This window comes from Nisaea sp., from assembly GCF_039990255.1.
Taxonomy (GTDB): domain Bacteria; phylum Pseudomonadota; class Alphaproteobacteria; order Thalassobaculales; family Thalassobaculaceae; genus Nisaea.
The window spans coordinates 90,224-106,412 of record NZ_JBDXGG010000002.1; the positions used below are offsets into that span (position 1 = coordinate 90,224).

General features: G+C 58.8%; 15 protein-coding genes. 4 read left to right on the top strand and 11 right to left on the bottom strand.

Annotation, left to right across the window (positions count from 1 at the left end; translation table 11 throughout):
• Positions 1 to 8: 8 nt before the first annotated feature.
• The gene (locus tag ABJ076_RS00455; protein ID WP_348192657.1) at positions 9 to 935 is read right to left on the bottom strand and encodes an ROK family protein; all 927 of its coding nucleotides are present in this window, start codon (positions 933 to 935) and stop codon (positions 9 to 11) included.
• A 147-nt stretch (positions 936 to 1,082) separates the two neighbouring features.
• Here ABJ076_RS00455 and ABJ076_RS00460 point away from each other — a divergent pair, with 147 nt between their 5' ends.
• A complete protein-coding gene (locus tag ABJ076_RS00460) occupies positions 1,083 to 1,466 on the top strand; it encodes a response regulator (RefSeq protein WP_319025108.1) in 384 nt (127 codons plus the stop codon).
• A 6-nt stretch (positions 1,467 to 1,472) separates the two neighbouring features.
• Positions 1,473 to 2,870, top strand: coding sequence for a PleD family two-component system response regulator (locus tag ABJ076_RS00465; protein ID WP_348192660.1), 1,398 nt, complete (start codon positions 1,473 to 1,475; stop codon positions 2,868 to 2,870).
• 82 nt (positions 2,871 to 2,952) lie between these two features.
• Here the strand turns inward: ABJ076_RS00465 and rpmG are convergent, their stop codons facing one another.
• The 8 genes from rpmG to ABJ076_RS00505 form a co-directional block, all read right to left on the bottom strand.
• Positions 2,953 to 3,120: a 50S ribosomal protein L33 gene (rpmG, locus tag ABJ076_RS00470; RefSeq protein ID WP_028467442.1), complete on the bottom strand. Its 168-nt coding sequence runs from the start codon at positions 3,118 to 3,120 to the stop codon at positions 2,953 to 2,955.
• A 98-nt stretch (positions 3,121 to 3,218) separates the two neighbouring features.
• Positions 3,219 to 4,697 (bottom strand): S41 family peptidase, encoded by a 1,479-nt coding sequence (locus tag ABJ076_RS00475; protein ID WP_348199126.1) that lies wholly within the window; start codon positions 4,695 to 4,697, stop codon positions 3,219 to 3,221.
• A gap of 182 nt (positions 4,698 to 4,879) precedes the next feature.
• The gene (rnr, locus tag ABJ076_RS00480) at positions 4,880 to 7,144 is read right to left on the bottom strand and encodes a ribonuclease R (RefSeq protein WP_348192666.1); all 2,265 of its coding nucleotides are present in this window, start codon (positions 7,142 to 7,144) and stop codon (positions 4,880 to 4,882) included.
• 13 nt (positions 7,145 to 7,157) lie between these two features.
• Positions 7,158 to 9,833 (bottom strand): type I DNA topoisomerase, encoded by a 2,676-nt coding sequence (topA, locus tag ABJ076_RS00485; RefSeq protein ID WP_348192669.1) that lies wholly within the window; start codon positions 9,831 to 9,833, stop codon positions 7,158 to 7,160.
• A gap of 62 nt (positions 9,834 to 9,895) precedes the next feature.
• Positions 9,896 to 11,038, bottom strand: coding sequence for a DNA-processing protein DprA (dprA, locus tag ABJ076_RS00490; protein ID WP_348192672.1), 1,143 nt, complete (start codon positions 11,036 to 11,038; stop codon positions 9,896 to 9,898).
• 61 nt (positions 11,039 to 11,099) lie between these two features.
• Positions 11,100 to 11,729 carry a glycerol-3-phosphate 1-O-acyltransferase PlsY gene (plsY, locus tag ABJ076_RS00495; RefSeq protein ID WP_348192675.1) on the bottom strand — a complete coding sequence of 210 codons (630 nt, stop codon included), beginning with the start codon at positions 11,727 to 11,729 and terminating at the stop codon, positions 11,100 to 11,102.
• Positions 11,722 to 13,050: a dihydroorotase gene (gene pyrC, locus ABJ076_RS00500; RefSeq protein ID WP_348192678.1), complete on the bottom strand. Its 1,329-nt coding sequence runs from the start codon at positions 13,048 to 13,050 to the stop codon at positions 11,722 to 11,724. Before pyrC ends, plsY begins: the two co-directional genes overlap by 8 nt.
• Complete coding sequence (locus tag ABJ076_RS00505; protein ID WP_348192681.1) at positions 13,047 to 14,030, bottom strand: aspartate carbamoyltransferase catalytic subunit; 984 nt, start codon at positions 14,028 to 14,030, stop codon at positions 13,047 to 13,049. The genes pyrC and ABJ076_RS00505 overlap by 4 nt, the downstream gene beginning before the upstream one ends.
• A gap of 268 nt (positions 14,031 to 14,298) precedes the next feature.
• Between ABJ076_RS00505 and ABJ076_RS00510 the strand changes: the two genes are divergently transcribed.
• Positions 14,299 to 14,595 carry an acylphosphatase gene (locus tag ABJ076_RS00510; RefSeq protein ID WP_348192684.1) on the top strand — a complete coding sequence of 99 codons (297 nt, stop codon included), beginning with the start codon at positions 14,299 to 14,301 and terminating at the stop codon, positions 14,593 to 14,595.
• 7 nt (positions 14,596 to 14,602) lie between these two features.
• Entirely contained in the window at positions 14,603 to 15,025 is a 423-nt protein-coding gene (locus ABJ076_RS00515; protein ID WP_348192687.1) for a hypothetical protein, read from the top strand.
• Here ABJ076_RS00515 and ABJ076_RS00520 read toward each other — a convergent pair.
• A complete protein-coding gene (locus ABJ076_RS00520) occupies positions 15,012 to 15,323 on the bottom strand; it encodes a hypothetical protein (RefSeq protein WP_348192690.1) in 312 nt (103 codons plus the stop codon). The genes ABJ076_RS00515 and ABJ076_RS00520 overlap by 14 nt on opposite strands.
• 90 nt (positions 15,324 to 15,413) lie before the next feature.
• Complete coding sequence (lipB, locus tag ABJ076_RS00525; protein ID WP_348192745.1) at positions 15,414 to 16,121, bottom strand: lipoyl(octanoyl) transferase LipB; 708 nt, start codon at positions 16,119 to 16,121, stop codon at positions 15,414 to 15,416.
• Between the last annotated feature and the right edge of the window lie 68 nt (positions 16,122 to 16,189).

A 16,189-nucleotide genomic window follows, 5' to 3' on the forward strand; every position in this document is an offset into this window, starting at 1 on the left:
GCCGTTTTCTAGCGCGTGGGCGGCCAAAGCCACGCCGCTCCCCTGACGCCGCTCGAATCGCCATGCAGAGGAGGGCTCAATCTGGTTTTTACACTATCTGAAAATACGTGAGGCTCCCAGAGTATCGGGACAGTGTCATAGAGCCTTCGGATATTGGACAGGCCACCGCCAAGTACAATGATGTCAGGGTCCAGAATGTTGATTACATGGGCGAGGGCGCGCGCCAGCCGCTGCTCATAGGCTTTAAGAGTGGCATCCGCGAGTGGGTCGCCGGTAGCCGCGAGAGTTTTTATTTCGCGTGCGGTGAGCTTCTTACCGCCAGCTTCTGAATATTCCCGCTCGAATGCGGGGCCGGAGAGAAAACTCTCGATGCAGCCGTACCGCCCACAATAGCAGAGGGGCCCTGGGCGCTCGTCGTCCAGCGGTGCTGGCAGCGGGTTATGCCCCCACTCACCGGCGATGGCATTGCGACCCTCGAGACACTCACCACGGATAGCAATCCCCGCTCCTACGCCGGTACCGAGAATGACTCCGAATACAATCTCGTCGCCCTTGCCCGCACCGTCGATAGCCTCCGACACAGCAAAGCAGTTCGCATCATTTTGTAATCTGACGGGTCGGTTCAGGGCCATCCCCAGATCCTTCTGAAGAGGTTTTCCGATCAACCAGGTCGAGTTGGCGTTTTTGACCAAGCCGGTATCGCGGGATGCCGCGCCAGGCATACCAATTCCAACCGTACAGTTTTGCCCGACAATGTTTTCGGCGCGGTTCACCAGGCCGGTAATGGTCGATATCGTGGCCTTGTAGTCGCCCTTGACGGTCGGCACTCTTTCCTGGACGACGACCTCGCCGGAAGGGCTGAGTGCCACGGCTTCGGTTTTCGTTCCTCCGAGATCAATCCCGATCCTGAAACCGGATGGCCCCGACTGGCTCATGCCCAGCTCCGCTTAGTTCATTGGTCACTTGCGCTGGAAGGGTTTAGACTGTTTATTCATTTGTAAGATATTCTTTTTTATACTGTGCCTCAGGCATAAAGAGTAACCGGGCGGCAAGCTCGATCAGCGGGTCGGATGGAGGACGTAGTGACGGCAGAAACGTCAGTCGAAAAAACAGTGCTCATTGTTGAGGATAACGAGCTCAACATGAAGCTGTTCCACGATCTGCTGGAGGCGCACGGATACAACATCCTCGGTACGCGCGATGGCATGGAAGCATTGAAGATCGCGCGCGAAAAGCGTCCGGACCTAATTCTGATGGATATCCAGTTACCAGAAGTTTCGGGGCTGGAAGTCACCAAATGGATCAAAGAAGATGACGATCTGAATGCGATTCCCGTGATCGCCGTCACGGCTTTTGCCATGAAGGGCGATGAGGAGAAGATCAGGGAAGGCGGCTGTGAGGCATATATTGCTAAACCGATTTCAGTGAGCCATTTCCTGGAGACCGTTCAGAAATTTCTCGGATAGACCGCGATGCCTGGACGCGTTCTCGTCGTTGACGACGTGCTGCCGAACATCAAGCTCCTCGAAGCCAAGCTTATGAGCGAGTATTTTGATGTTCGAACGGCGGCAAATGGCCCCGATGCTTTGGAGATCATCCAATCGGACACGCCTGATATCGTGCTGCTCGATGTGATGATGCCCGGTATCGACGGCTTCGAGGTCTGCAAGAGAATTCGGAGCAATCCAGCAACCGCGCATCTTCCGGTCGTCATGGTGACGGCCCTCAGCGATCCGTCCGACAGGGTTCGGGGGCTTGAAGCCGGTGCGGATGACTTCCTGACAAAGCCAGTCGACGATACCGCTCTTTTTGCGCGGGTGCGGTCCCTGTTGCGTCTGAAGGTCATGGTCGATGAATGGCTGCTGAGAGAACAGACATCAGCTCATTTCGGCGTGCTGGAAACCAGCATGAAAGACCTGGCCATGGACTATAGGGCCGGGCGCATTCTGCTGATTGAAGACAACCCCATTGATGCGACCAATACGCAGAACATTCTGAGCAGGGATGAAAACCTGGTCTTCACCTGCCCTGGTGTCGATCAGGCGCGCGAGATCGCTGCTGGTGAGGATATAGAACTGATCGTCTGCAGCCTCAATCTGGAGGTTGAAGACGCACTGCGGCTGGTGTCCCAGTTCCGCTCGACGGAACGAACGCGGCAGATTCCTATTCTGATGACCGGCGAAATAGACCAGATCGACAAGCTTGCAAAGGCGCTCGATCTCGGTGCGAACGATTACATCATGAAGCCGCTGGACAAGAACGAACTTGCCGCACGTTCCCGAACCCAGATCCGCCGTAGGCGCTTCCAGGACAAGTTGCGCGAAAGTTACGAGCGTTCCCTGTCCATGGCGCTGATAGATAGCCTCACGGGGCTCTATAATCGCCGCTACCTTGAAACCTACCTGAAAGGCCTTATGGACAACGCGGTCGAGCGACGTAAGCCGCTGGCGCTCCTGATGCTGGATATCGACCATTTCAAAGCGGTCAACGATACCCACGGGCACCTCGTTGGAGACAAGGTATTGAAGTCGGTCGCGGAAGCTCTGATCAACAGCCTTAGGTCTGTAGACATGATCGCGCGGATCGGCGGCGAGGAATTTGTGGTGGTAATGCCGGACACTTCGGAGGAATTCGCCGAGGCTGTGGCAGAGCGTTTACGCCACCGGGTGTCTGAAACCAATGTGTACTGCGACGGTGTCGAAGAGCCGGTCACGGTGAATATCAGTATCGGCCTTACCATGCGCACGGGCGATGACAAGACCGTCGAAGACCTGATGCAGCGCGCAGACAAGGCGCTTTACGGCGCAAAAAATGCGGGTCGAAACCGAGTCGTCTCCGATATTCCGGAAGCTGGCCCCGAAACTGGCTAAGCTCGGAATTCCCGTTTTTAGCATCTGAAATGCAAAACGGGCCGCCAAGGCGACCCGTTCAAGAAACCATAAATAAGAAAACTTATTTGATCTTGGATTCCTTGAAAAGCACATGCTTGCGCACAACCGGGTCATACTTCTTGAGCTGAAGTTTCTCGGTCTGCGTACGCGGATTCTTCTTAGTTACATAGAAGTATCCGGTGTCAGCGGAGCTGACGAGCTTGATCAAAACTGTTGCGGGCTTGGCCATGGCCGTTCCCCATCGGTCAAAGTGAATTAGAAGGCCGCAAACATATCCATATAACAGGCTCTGTCAAGCGGAGATCAGGCGGCTGTTTTTAGGCGGAGTTATTGTGTCTTCGACGGCCATTGCGACGCGATCAGGGAGGCTTCGAAAGCACGGTCGAACAGATTCCGTTGCTCCAGCAGTTTCAAGGCAAGCGAGAGATCGAGATCGTTTTCATCCGCAGATGGCGTCCGGTCGCCGCAGCGCCCGAGCAAGGCCTCCTGAATGCTGTCATCGAGGTCCTGTGCTATCCGGCGCAGGCGGAGAAGCTCACGGGCGCGTAAGCCTGCTGCGCGGGCTGTACCGGCAACATTCTGCAGGGAAGGGTCGTCGATTTCGTCGGTGCAAATGGTCGGATAGACCCCAAAGGGCCCGATCGGGTATCCCGACGGCGTATACATGCGCGCCCAGGTGATTATCAGCTCACCCTCATTCGGCAGGTTGACGATCATCTGTACTGTGCCCTTGCCGTAGGTCCGGCCGCCGATGAGGACAGCGCGGCCGCTATCTTGCAGGGCGCCAGCGACAACTTCGGAGGCTGATGCCGAGTCATGATTGATCAGCAGAATCAGGGGTATGCCGACGGCGATGTCGGGATTGCGCGCTTTGAACTCCTTTACTGAGCGTGGGTGCCGGCCTTTGGTCAGGAGGATACGTCCGTTCTCGATGAAGAGATCTGCGATGGAGATGGCGTCGCGCAGAACCCCGCCACGGTTGTTCCTGAAGTCGAGGATAATCCCGTTCATGGACGGCCCGACCTTTGTCGCCATCTTCCCAACCTTGCGGGATAGGCTGGCGGCCGTGTCTTCATTGAAACTGCGGATCTCGAAGTAGGCGGTATCGCCCTTGCGGGACGAGAACACGGTCTGCTCAATCACCGGTGCGCGTGTGACAATGGCAGTCCTGTGAATGTCGTCACTCGTTGTCGTCACCCGGACGTTGCTACCACTGCGGCCGCGTAGCAAATCCGAGACTGCAACGGCATCAAGTCCTTCGACGGTTTTGCCGTCGATCGCGATGATGCTGTCACCGACCTGAAGGCCGCTACCGGCTGCGGGACCGTCCTCGTAGACTTCTTCAATGTAGATCTTGCCACGATTCTCGAACAGCAGGATCCCTATTCCCGAGTACCCGCGGCGGTGTGCCCGGTTCCGATTGGCCGCAGCAGCGGCGGTGTATCTCGAGAACCGGTCGAGGTCTTGCAGGGCGCCTTTGAAGATTGCGTCGTAGAGGGTCTCCGGCGGTGCTTCCCGGAGCGTGTCCGAGACCTGGCGCCCGCTATCGACGGCAGCTGCCATCAACATGCTCCAGCGCGCTACATCGTCGGCATCAGGGAGGGAAAGGGCGGCGACTTCATGTCCGTCGTGGCCGATGACAATCAGATCGCCGCGATCGGTCACAGTGATGGCATTGTCCAGGTTCTTCAGCCCGGAAAGGCCGGCGACCGCGAGAGATGGTAGGTCTGTTTCTTCGATATAGAAGCTGGTAATGCCCTCGAAGCCCGCCGAAAAGACTCCGGCTGCATCATCGCGATTGAACACCATGGGGTCTGATGGGGAGCGCGGCGCTGCACAGGCGGCAAGAAAAACAAGAAGCAGCCCGAAAACGGCTAAAACGGTCCGGGCTCTTGCCCGCCTTATCGGGGGTATCTGTCCCCACAGCTTCTTTTGGCTCAATGGCTTATCGTCCATTCGGCCACTATAGGCATAAAAAACCGCATACGTCAGCGGGGCTTCTTGGCGCGCCCGCTTGCATTTCTGCGTTGGTGTTTTGCCGGACCGGATCGGTGTTTCCGTTTCGGCCCCGATCTTCCAGCCCCGCGGCGCCCGTCAGGCACTCCCGGGGTGCCGCCTGAGACATAGTCGAGCAGGACGCCGCCGGTCAGTGGATCGGCGTCGACCAGTTTGACCATCAGTGTTTCGCCGATCTTGAAGGTCAGCCCGGTTGCACGGCCTGCGAGGGAGTGGCGGTGCTCGTCGATATCATAGAAATCGTTGGGCAGGCGCTTCATCGGGAGCAGCCCGTCGGCACCAACACCGGCAAGCGCCATGAACATTCCGGCGGAAGCTATGCCTGAGACCCGTGCCTCGAAAGTATTGCCGATCTGCTCGCTCAGGAAAGCAGCGACGTAGCGAGCGATGGCCGTGCGTTCTGCTGCTGCGGCGCGCCTTTCGGTCATCGAGATATGCGCTGCAGTCTCGAAAAAGCTTTCAAATTCAATGTCGCCCAGACCGTCTTTGCCAAAACCATGGGCGTCGATCAATGCACGGTGCACCAGAAGGTCGGAATATCGCCGGATTGGTGACGTGAAATGGGCATAGCGTCTCAGACCTAGACCGAAATGGCCTAGGTTTTCGGGACTGTAGACGGCCTGACTCTGGCTCCGCAGAACCAGTTCATTCACTGCTGTTTCGTGTAGCTCGCCGTGTACTTTGGCGAGCAATTCGTTGAAGCTCTGCGGCCGGATCACACCGGATGTGCCGAACGGGATCTCGAGCCCCTTCAGAAACTCTGTCAGCGCGGCGACTTTTTCGGGATCTGGTGTTTCATGGACCCGGTACATGCACGGGCGCTTTTTCGCTTCCAGCGTTTCGGCGGCCGCCACGTTGGCCAGCACCATGAATTCTTCGATCAGCTGATGGCTGTCGAGCCGTTCCCGCGGTTCTATGGATGCAATTTTGCCATCGTCCCCCAACACCACCTTGCGTTCCGGCAGGTTAAGGTCAAGAGCGCCGCGCTGCTCGCGAGCGGCGAGCAGAAGACGGAACGCGCCATAGAGAGGCGCGGTGATACCGTCCGGTACAACATCGGTATCGGACGTGCCGTCAGCCTCAGCCTGTACCTGTTCATAGGTCAGGCGGGCTGTGGAACGCATCAGCCCGCGCATGAATTTGTGGCTGATTTTCTGCCCGCGGGAATTGATGACCATCTCGACCGCGAGACAGGCACGGTCCTCGTTCGGGCGGAGCGAGCAGAGCCCGTTAGACAGTGCCTCAGGCAGCATCGGCACAACCCGGTCCGGGAAATAGACAGAATTGCCGCGCTTGCGTGCTTCATTATCCAATGCGTCGCCGGGTCGGACGTAGTGTGCAACATCCGCGATGGCAACGAGGATGCGATATCCGCCTTTGTTTTTCGGATCGGTATCGGCTTCGGCAAAGACGGCGTCGTCGAAATCTCGAGCGTCGCTGCCGTCGATTGTAACGAGGGGAATACTCCGCAGGTCTGTTCGCTTGCCGAGGGTAACAGGCTTCGACGTCTCGGCCTGGACCGTGCAGGCATCCGGGAAAACTGCCGGTATCTCATGCTCGGCGATTGCGATCAGGCTGACGGCGCGCGGCGCATTTGCGTCACCTAGCACTTCCGTGATCCGGACATGCTGGAGTCCCATCCGCCCGCGCGGAAGGATTTCGGCCACGACCAGATCGCCCGCTTTTGCGTCGGAGAGGTCGCCCGGTTCAACCACGTAGTCGCTGCGGGCTCTTCGGTCCGACGAAACGATCCGGTAGCCTTTGCCTTCTTTCCGCAACTGCCCGACGACACGCTCTCCCGAGCTTTCCAGGCGGCGCATGATCCGGCCGCGATACTGATCCTTATCGGTGCGCTCCAGCTTTACCAGCGCGCGGTCTCCGATCCCGACAGTGGGAGTGCGGGTGGAAAGCGGGATCATGATGGCCGGTGGGGCGTTCTCCTCCCGCCATGTCAGCGGGCGGGCAGACGCGTTACCGTCATCGTCGATGGTGGTGATCGTAACGACGGTGACTTCCGGCAAGGTACCCGGTGCCGCCGCGCGCCTGTGACGGCCGAGGTCGATTTGGCCTTCCACAGCCAGCTCTTTCAGCATGGCTTTCAGCGGAATGCGATCAGCGCCCTTAATGTTGAAGGCGCGCGCGATTTCGCGACGTCCGACCGGCGTTGGGCTGTCACGGATGAATTCGAGTATGGCCTCGCGGCTTGGTAAGCCGGGCGGCATTTTGCGTGGGGCCACGCGCTCTGCCGTCCTAGTCGTTGCCGGCCGCTGCAGCCGGCTTCTTCGCGGCAGGTTTTTTAGCCGCCGCTTTCTTTGCCGGTGCTTTTTTTGCAGCAGGCTTCTTGGCCGCCGTGGCTTTTTTCGCGGTGGCTTTCTTCGCTGGTGCCTTCTTTACTGGTGCTTTCTTGGCGCCGCCGGACTTCTCCACCTTTGCCTTGATCAGCTCAATGGCCTGTTCCAGCGTCACCTCTTCCGGAGTGATCGTCTTCGGGATCGTCGCGTAAATTTTCAGGTGTTTCACATATGGTCCGAAACGGCCGGATCCGACAGTGATCTGCTTGCCATCATATTCCCCGATCTCGCGGCCGGGGCTTTTTTTCTTCGGATTGTTCGCGATCAGGTCAACGGCGCGATTGATCCCGATGGTGAGCACATCGTCCCCGGCGGGGATCGAAACATAGGTGCTCCCGATCTTCAGGTAGGGACCGTAGCGGCCGATTCCTGCAAGGATGATCTCTCCGCTTTCCGGATTAGGGCCGACCTCACGCGGAAGAGCTAACAGGCCCAGAGCGATCTCAAGCGTGACGTCGCCGGGATTCATACCCTTGGTCAGCGAGGCACGCTTCGGCTTCGGCACTTCGTCCGTTTTCTCGCCGAGTTGCACATAGGTGCCATACGGGCCCTTGCGTATAGAGACATCGAGACCCGTTGCCGGGTCCTTGCCGAGAATTCTAGGGCCGTTCGCGAGGTCGGCGGTGCCGTCCTCACTTCCGTCTCCGGCTTGTGTCATCTGCCGGGTAAATTTGCATTCCGGATAGTTGGAGCAACCAATGAAGGCGCCGAATTTTCCGAGTTTCAGGCCAAGACGGCCATCGCTGCAGGTCGGGCACCCCCGAACGGTCTCGCCGTTTTCGTCGACCGGGAAGAAGTGCGGGCCGAGTTCCTCATCGAGGGCGGTCAGCACATCTGAGATCTTAAGGTCCTTGGTCTTGTCGACCGCTTCGTGAAAGGCTTTCCAGAAGTCGGTCAGGACCTTCTTCCAGGCGATTGTGCCTTCAGCGATGTTGTCTAGGGCATCTTCCAGCTCCGCCGTGAAATTGTACTGCACGTAGCGGGTAAAGAAGTTGGACAGGAAAGTCGTGACCAGGCGTCCCCGGTCTTCCGGAACGAAACGCCGCTTATCCAGAATGACATAGTTCCTGTCCTGCAAAACTTGCAGAATGCTGGCATAGGTCGAGGGTCGGCCGATACCGAGTTCCTCAAGCCCTTTCACCAGGCTTGCCTCGCTATAGCGCGGCGGCGGCTGAGTGAAATGCTGTTCCGGCTTTGGTTCCTCGTGACTTAACGCCTCGCCTTCCGCCACTGCCGGTAGCAGGCGTCCGTCCTCGTCTTGCTCGCTGCTCTGCGTGGGCTCGTCACGGGTTTCCTGATAAAGCTTCAGGAAGCCGTCGAAGGTGATGATGGAGCCGGTGGCGCGGAATTCGGCGCGGTTGTCGGCAGCCTGAATTGTCACGGTGGTCTGGTCCAACTCAGCGCTGGCCATCTGGCAGGCAACGGTGCGCTTCCAGATCAGCTCGTAGAGGCGTGCCATATCCTTGTCGAGCCTCGCCGCCATTTCGCGGGGGTGGCGGCGCACGTCGGTCGGCCGGATCGCCTCATGGGCCTCCTGCGCGTTCTTCGACTTATTCTTGTACATCCGCGGGCTGTTCGGCAGATAGCGGTCGCCGAAATTTTTGCCGATATCATCGCGGATGGCGAAGACCGCATCCTGGCTGAGCTGCACACCGTCGGTACGCATATAAGTGATCAGGCCGACGGTCTCGCCGCCGAGATCGATACCCTCATACAGCTTCTGTGCAAGCTGCATTGTGCGTGAGGCGCCGAAGCCGAGCTTGCGCGATGCTTCCTGCTGCAAGGTCGAGGTTGTGAACGGCGGGTAGGGATTGCGTTTAGTCTGCTTCTTTTCCAGAGAGCGGACAGCGTATGTCCCGCCCTGGACGCGCTCCACCGCGGCTTTGGCGGCGGCTTCTGTGTTGATAGAGAATTTCTGAAGCTTCTCGCCGTCGAGGTGGGTCAGGCGGGCGGTGAAATTCTTGCGTTCCTTGGTCCGGAACGCCGCGTCGATCGTCCAGTATTCTTCTGACCGGAATGCCTCAATTTCCGCTTCCCGTTCACAGATGAGGCGCAGGGCAACGGACTGCACCCGGCCGGCGGATCGGGAGCCGGGCAGCTTGCGCCAGAGCACCGGAGACAGCGTGAAACCAACCAGATAATCGAGGGCGCGGCGGGCCAGATAGGCGTCGACCAGATCCTGGTCAAGTTCGCGCGGGTTATCTATGGCATCCAGCACGGCGCGCTTGGTAATCTCGTGAAAGACCACGCGCTTTACGTCGACGCCTTTAAGGGCCTTTCGGTCCGAGAGCACATTCTGCACATGCCAGGAAATCGCTTCACCCTCGCGATCCGGGTCAGTCGCGAGAAACAGACTTTCGGCGCCTTTGACGGCGTTGGCGATTTCCTTGATCTGCTTTTCAGCCCTGGGCTGGGCTTCCCAGATCATGGCGAAATCGGCATCCGGATCGACTGATCCGTCCTTCGAGGGCAGATCGCGAATATGCCCATAGCTGGCCAGCACCTTGTAATCACTGCCAAGGTATTTATTGATCGTTTTGGCTTTGGCCGGCGACTCGACAACGACGACTTTCATGGGCTACCGGAAGTCCTTTCCTTGTGGCGGTGGCCCTGTCCTGGCGCCGAAAACCCTCCAGGTTACGGAGGGCTATAGCGTCGCGCTACTCTATTCCCAGGATGCCGCTCAGCCTCTCCAGCCAGCTCTGCCTCCAATAGGATGGTGAGGACCACCGTTGGGGACAATTGGCATTGGCGGATGATTTCGTCAACTGCTAGCGGCGTCGCATCCAAAATGGTGAGCACCCTTGTGCGTGCTTTCCCGTCTATGTCCACGGTGGGGTGAGGGGTGAAATCGGAGATGCTGAACAGGTCGGAAAGTGCCAGCTCCTCACGTACGCCGCCGCGTAACAGCAGGCTCATTATGTCTTCGGACCGCTCGATCAGATGGGCGCCATCGCGCAGCAGTCCATTGCTCCCCGCGCAGCGCGGATCCATAGGTGATCCGGGGACGGCGCAAACCTCTCTGCCCTGATCGGCTGCAAATCTCGCAGTGATCAACGATCCTGAGCGTTTTGCAGCTTCCACGACAAGTGTGGCGCGCGTCAATCCGGCAATGATCCTGTTCCGAGCAGGGAAATGACGCGCCAACGGCCGCGTGCCGATGGGGGCTTCGGCGATGAGGGCGCCTTCCGCCGCTATGCGTGCGTGCAGCGCTGCATTTTCCGGCGGGTAGATGACATCGGCCCCTCCGGCGACGACCGCGACGGTACCGGTTTCGAGAGAGCCGGTATGCGCTGCCGTGTCCACGCCGCGAGCAAGGCCGGATACCACGACAATTCCGTGCGCTCCTAGATCACGTGCCAGTTTCTCCGTAAAGCGGACGGCGTTGCCCGAGGCGTTGCGGGCGCCGACGATTGAAATCGAGGGCTCCAGAAACAGATGCGGATGTCCGAGGATGGACACAGCAGCTGGTGCCCCCTCTATCTGTAAGAGCATGGCCGGAAAATCGGGCTCTCCCATTACCAGCAACCGGGCTCCGACCGCTTCATTGGCGGCCATCTCTTTCTCAATGTCGGCAGGTGTTGGAATTTTCAGTTTTGCTCGTCTGCCTCCCTGGCGGGCGAGGTCCGGCAGCTGCTCAAGAGCCGCGCGGGCGGAGCCAAAACGGGCGAGCAGGTGCTGGAACGTCACCGGTCCGACATTTTCGGTCCGGATCAGGCGAAGCCGGGCAAGCCGTTCGGTTGCATCCGGCGCTACTGATGTGTGGTGTCCGTTGGCCATATTGATCCTCCTGTCTCACCCATGGGCGGAACGGGAGGATTTCTCAGACGCAGAGCCGGCCTTAGGTCTTCGGTTTGCTTTTCGAGAAACTGATCCGGCTTTCCTCGCCCTTGATCAGGCGCCGGATATTCCCGTGATGGCGGAATATCACGAGCAGGGCCATGAAGAGCGCGAGTTCCGCATGCTGCCTGTCGACGAGCCATTCCATATAAAGCGGCGCCGCGATGGATGCGGCGAGGGCGGAGAGTGAGGAAATGCGGAAAACTACCGCGATGGCGAGCCAGGTAAGCCCGGCCAGCCCGCCAACCATTGGGGACAGTGCGAGCAAAATCCCGAAAGCGGTCGCCACACCTTTGCCGCCGTTGAATTTCAGCCAGACAGGGAAGCAATGGCCAAGCATCGCTCCGCCTGCTGCGATGACAGCCATATCCGGTCCATACTGGCCGGCTAGCAGAACCGCGACAGCCCCTTTGCCGCTGTCGCAGATCACGGTGGCAAGAGCGAGAGGTTTGCTGCCAGTCCGCAGCACGTTTGTCGCCCCAATACTGCCGGAGCCGATGGCACGAACGTCACCAAGCCCGGCGAGACGAGTCAGGACCAGGCCAAAAGGGACCGAGCCCAGAAGGTAGGCGGCGAGGGCACAGGCATAGAAGGGCCATGTGTATTCCAATGGACCCAGAAGATCAGGCATCGGGGAATCTCCGTCGCTCGGGAACCGGTGAGGTCTCGATATCGAACACCAGATTGCCGGCTCGGTAGGTCCGTTCCACACGGCCCTGCACAGGACGCTCGTCGAAGGGCGTGTTCCTCGACTTGCCGCGCAGCTCGTCCCTGTCGATCCGTACGGCACGGTTCGGATCGAACAGGATAAAGTCTGCGAGATGCCCTTTGCGCAGCCGCCCGGCTGGAAGTTTCAACAGGTCAGCTGGGGCCTGGGTCAGGGCTTTCAGGATCGTAAGCATGGGGACCTGGTCGTTATGCATCAGCTCCAGAGACACCGAGAGAAGCGTTTCCAGCCCAACTCCGCCAAAATCGGCTTGTGTGAAGGGCAAGCGCTTCTGGTCTCTGTCGCCCGGTATGTGGCCGCTGACGATGGCATCGATGGTGCCATCAGCAATACCTTCAATCACCGCGCGGCGGTCTTCTTCGGTTCGCAGGGGGGGCGATAGCTTGGCGAATGTCCTGTAGCCAACCACAGCGGATTCTGTCAGTGCGAAATAGGGCGGTGCCGTGTCGGCCGTCACCCGCAACCCGGAAGCCTTGGCACGGCGTAGTGCATCGACTGCCGCTGCGGTTGATACGCATGAGAAATGCAGCCGCCCCCCGGTTAGTTCGACCAGCCGGAGATCCCGCTCGATCATCATGACTTCAGCCGCTGCTGGGATACCGGGCAGGCCAAGGCGGGTTGCCGTCTCGCCTTCATTCATCACGCCGCTGCCGACCATCTCTGGCATCTCGGGGTGCTGGATGATCACGGTATCGAACAATTGCGCATAGGACAGCAGGCGGCGCATGACGAGGGGATGCGCAATTGCCTTGCCGCCGTCCGTGAAACCGGCCGCACCAGATTCATGCAGCAAGCCGAGTTCGGTCATCACCTTGCCGCCAAGCCCTTTGGTAGCCGCAGCATAGGAATGGATGTTTACCAGCCCGACATCGCGCCCCAGCCGCTCGACGAACTCCAGCACCGCCACATCGTCGACGATAGGATCGGTGTTCGGCAGGCAGGTGAAGGTGGTGACGCCGCCGGCGACTGCAGCTTGAGCCGCCGTCGCCAGGGTCTCGATATGCTCGTTCCCCGGCTCGCCGGTAGAGACGCGCATATCGACCAAGCCTGGCGCGAGGCAGAGCCCCTTGCAGTCGACGACATGCACATCCTCCTGGACGGCGTCTACAAATACGTTCGGGCCGATATCGAGGACCCGGGCTCCGTCCACCAGCATGGCGCCCTGCATATCCATACCGGATTCAGGATCGAGCAGGCGGGCGTTCTTGAAAAGAGTACGGCTCACTGGTTCTTCGCCCATGGTTCGAGCTGCGATTCCGCCAGGACTTCCAGGCAGGCCATGCGGACGGCCACTCCCATCTCAACCTGCTCGCGGATCAGGCTCCGGTCGATGTCGTCGGCCACGTCGGAGTCGATTTCGACCCCCCGGTTCATTGGCCCCGGATGCATGACCAGCGCGTCGGGTTTGGCGACCGAGAGCTTTTCATGGTCGAGGCCAAACAAACGGTAATATTCACGGACGGACGGAACGAAGCTGCCTTCCATTCGTTCGTTCTGCAGCCTTAGCATCATCACAATGTCGCAGTCGGCAAGGCCTGTGCGCATGTTGTGATGTATCTCGACACCAAGCCGATCGAGACCCGGCGGGATCAGGGTCGGCGGGGCGCAGACCCGGACCCGGGCGCCCATAATCGACAGCAGGTAGATGTTGGAGCGCGCAACCCGGCTATGGGCGACATCGCCGCAGATCGCGACCTGCAGGCCTGTCAGGTCGCCTTTCCGGCGGCGGATCGTGAGTGCGTCGAGCAAGGCCTGGGTTGGATGCTCGTGGGTGCCGTCACCGGCATTGATCACACCGCAATTCACCTTCTGCGCCAGCAGGTGCACCGCGCCTGAGTCGCCATGCCGGATCGTTAGCACATCCGGATGCATGGCGTTCAAAGTGACGGCCGTGTCGATCAGGGTTTCGCCTTTTTTCACCGAACTGGTGCCGACCGACATGTTGAGTACATCGGCGCCGAGCCGCTTGCCTGCCAGCTCGAAGCTGGTCCGCGTGCGGGTCGAGTTCTCAAAGAAAAGGTTGATGATTGTGCGGCCGCGCAGGCTCGACATCTTCTTGTCCGCGCGGCGGTTTATCTCGACATAGCGGTCGGAAAGATCCAGGAGCGCTTCAATGTCGGGGCGCGATAGCCCTTCGATGCCGAGCAGGTGTCGGAGTCGAAGCGCGGGCGCGTCACTTTGGGGCGAGGGCTGAGTGCTAGTCATTAAAGGCTTCTTATACGGGGCGGGCGCGGGGGGCGGCAAGGATGATTGCCGGTGCATTTGCCTTTTATCGCTGAGATGGCGGATCTCCTGCTGGATCGTCATGTGCCGGTCCGACGATTTAGGCTCACCAGAGGCGCGGTATTCCCGGTCATATGGGGAAACTGGAGGCGACTCGGTGGTCAGCCTGAAGGATACCGCCCTATACAACTGCCTATGCATTGGCTAACTCTGTTCCAAGTGCCTTTCGCTAACGGACGGGCGGCTAGACATGAATGAACACATCCCAAGGACAACGATACGGGTCGTGATTTCGGGTCGCGTTCAGGGTGTCTGGTATCGTGGGTGGACTGTAAGTGAGGCGAGTGCCGCCGGTCTTGACGGGTGGGTTCGGAACCGAAGCGACGGTACGGTTGAAGCGGTCTTCTCAGGCTCGTCCGACGGGGTGGATGCGATGATCGAGGCCTGCCGCAACGGCCCGCCTGCAGCCAAGGTCACCGGGATTGAGTGTTCCGACGATACCGATCCGCCGGGGCAATCAGGCTTCCACCAGCGGCCGACACTCTGAGAACGTAATGCAGGTTTTTGGACAGGCTTTGCCATCCTCCGGCGATATGCACCAGAGACTCGACTGGATTCTTGGCCTGGTTGATCGGGAGAGCGATGGCCAGGGCCTTGATTTGTCGCCGCAGGCCGAGGCACTTTTTGACGAGATGAGCCGGTGCTATGCCGCCGGAGCCTGGCTGGCAGTAGTCGTGCTTGCACAGGCGGCGTTGGATGCTGAGTTGCATCAAGGGGAGGTAGACGGGCTTGTCCAGAACGAAGCCCGGTTTGGTTCCGACTATCTCTGGCTACGCAACCGCCGAAACCATCTTCTCCACGCAGACGATCCGCGTCCGGCCGTGACTGTTGCGGATCTGCGGCAGGATGGTCGGCTACTAGAAGAGGAAGCGCGGCGTGCGATAAAGCTTATGGTGAAGGTAGTTACGGCACGCTAAACGGTTTTATTGAACTCGAGCGCCTGGTGTTTTTGCGATCTTCGGGTTCAGTCAGGAACCAGACGGCTGCAGGGTTGGCCTGAAAAGATGTAAGGCCTTTCATCTCTTTTTTTTGTAGCAGGCGTTTTTCGAGAAGACCGAGAAGCAGATCCGCAATTGGCGTGTCGATGCGGGAGACGAATTCTTCGGCGTCTTCCGGTTTCGACGGATTGTAGCCGTTCAGAATCAGGTCAAATACCTCGCATTCATCTGGCGACATCTGGCGTACGGTATCCGCGATGTTGGTTTTGTGGTGCATCAAAGATAAATCAAATCGTTCGGATGAATGTCTCCATATAGTATCAACTTAATATCGATAAGTTAACGTGAAATTTTTGTAAAATGCATTTTATTGGTTTTGGTTTTCTGGGGTATTGCTGTCTGCGACAGGCTGGCTTTCGTCCTGACGGCAGAACTGTTGGCCCGGTCCAAAAACGGTATCGAACGCAGCGCGTAATTCCAGATCCGCTTCTGTCATCGTAGCGAGCTGCCCCATATCGTGCAGGCTGGTAACGCCGTGCTCGCTGATGCCGCAGGGCACTATCCCTTCAAAGTGAGAGAGCTCAGGCTCTACGTTGATCGAAATCCCGTGCATGGACACCCAGCGTTTCAGGCGGACGCCAATGGCGGCGATCTTGTCCTCCCGTAAGGGAGCGCCGATATCGCCGCGTGTCACCCAGATGCCGACCCGGCCGTCGCGCCGCTCTCCCTCGATGTTGAAGGCGTTGAGTGTATTGATGATCCAGTTTTCCAATGCACAGACGTAAGCGCGGATATCCTGTTTGCGGGCTTTCAAATCAAGCAATACATAAGCCACCCGCTGACCAGGGCCATGATAGGTGTACTGCCCTCCACGGCCGGTCTGGAAGATAGGAAACCTTTCCGTTTCCAGCAGGTCTTCCGGGTTCGCGCTGGTACCTGCTGTATAGAGGGGAGGGTGTTCCAGAAGCCAGACGAGTTCCGACGCGGTCCCTTCGCGAATGGCCGCCGCGCGGGCATCCATTTCAGCCACTGCATCCGGATAAGCAACCGGCTCATCCGATATCCGCCATTCCACCTTCATTGCGATCTCTCTCCTGTCGGGACCAAAGTTTTTTCCCGTTCATGCTCTTTTCGGCACAATGC